The 1,277-nt window shown below is 70.3% G+C and carries 2 protein-coding genes; one reads left to right on the top strand and one right to left on the bottom strand.

Translation table 11 applies throughout. The annotated features are described in order from the left end of the window. Positions 1–167: 167 nt before the first annotated feature. Complete coding sequence (locus QZV84_RS03320) at positions 168–779, top strand: zinc-binding alcohol dehydrogenase (RefSeq protein ID WP_292825264.1); 612 nt, start codon at positions 168–170, stop codon at positions 777–779. 9 nt (positions 780–788) lie between these two features. On the opposite strand, the gene QZV84_RS03325 is transcribed toward QZV84_RS03320, so the two are convergent. Next, positions 789–1,178 carry a potassium transporter Trk gene (locus QZV84_RS03325; protein WP_292825268.1) on the bottom strand — a complete coding sequence of 130 codons (390 nt, stop codon included), beginning with the start codon at positions 1,176–1,178 and terminating at the stop codon, positions 789–791. Positions 1,179–1,277: the final 99 nt, after the last annotated feature.

Consider the following 1,277-nt stretch of genomic DNA (forward strand, 5'->3'; position numbering starts at 1 on the left):
GCGCGGTGCGGGCGCGGTGCAGGCGCGGTGCAGGCGCGGTGCAGGCGCGGTGCGGGCGCGGTGAGAAGGGGTGCGGCATCCCGTCGCAGGTTGCGAGCATCGACCGAGCCGGCCGGCACCGACGATCAGCGCGGACGGGCGGCGAGGCCCACCGTACACTGGACGGCATGGGCGGCACGGGGGCTCCGGAATGGCTGATCCGCGAAGACGCGAGTCAGCCCGTCCTGCTGGCCCTCTACCTGCGCCAGGTGCTCGGCATCCGCTCCCCCGATGAGCTGCCGCATCTGCGCGGCATACCCCCGCGTGTCAACGACCGCGCCGCGGAGGCGCAGTCGCTGCTCGAGCGGCAGTGGCGCGAGTACTGGGCGATGACCGTCGAGCCGACCGCGCATCCGTCGCCGGTGCCGCTCGAACTGGTCGACGGGTTCGCGACGCTCGTCGCACTGCCCTCCCAGGGATCGGACGCGCTTAAGGCTGCGATCATGCCCTACGGAGGTGAAGCGCTGGCATTCTCCCAGTCGGCGCACGAGCGCTACCGCAAGGATTCCGCGGCCAAGCCCGGCGTCTCATACCGGGCGTACGCCAGCGCGATCGCCGAGCACGAGCGTCAGGTCGGCCGGCGGGCGCATTCGTTCGAGCTGAACGTCCAAGTGCTGCCGCTGACGCAGCGTGGCGTGTGGTGGATCGGCTCGCTCACGATCGCGGTGACCGACGGGCTGCGCGGAGACGTAGCCGCTTTCGACTCGGCGATCCACCCGATCATCGCCGAACTCGCCTGAAGCGGGCGCTCAGTCCTCGACGCGCACGCTCTCGCGGTCGACGATCACGTCGCGGGTGCGCTTGGCGAGAGCGCGGTCCAGCAGCAGCGCCACGACGCCGCCGACCACCACGCCGACCGTGATGCAGATCAGCAGCAGAAAGCCGAAGACCTGGCCGGACGAGTACACGAGTCCGGTGTTGGGGCTCGTGCTGCCGGTGCCGCTGAACGTGAAGGTCAGGATCATCGCGACCACCACGCCGAGGGCCGCGCCCCCGCCCAGGAACACCGAGTACTTGGGCGAGCGGCGCACCCGGACTGTCTCGATGTGCTCCTCGACGACGGAAATCGGCTCGAGGTCGTCGTCGAAACCGGATGCCGGAGCCTGCGGTTCGTCGGGGGTGTTCGGCTGTGCGGCCATTTCTCCATTCTCGCACTTCGCACAGAGCCGAGACGCCCCGGCGGAGTCAGCGGCTCACGGACGCAGCAGCTCACGGACGCAGCAGCTCACGGACGCAGC

Origin of the sequence: Microbacterium sp., from assembly GCF_011620715.1 — a bacterium.
Taxonomy (GTDB): domain Bacteria; phylum Actinomycetota; class Actinomycetes; order Actinomycetales; family Microbacteriaceae; genus Microbacterium.

Coding starts and splice junctions, on each gene's coding strand:
- QZV84_RS03320 (WP_292825264.1), top strand. CDS start 168: ATGGGCGGCACGGGGGCTCCGGAATGGCTGATCCGCGAAGACGCGAGT.
- QZV84_RS03325 (WP_292825268.1), bottom strand. CDS start 1,178: ATGGCCGCACAGCCGAACACCCCCGACGAACCGCAGGCTCCGGCATCC.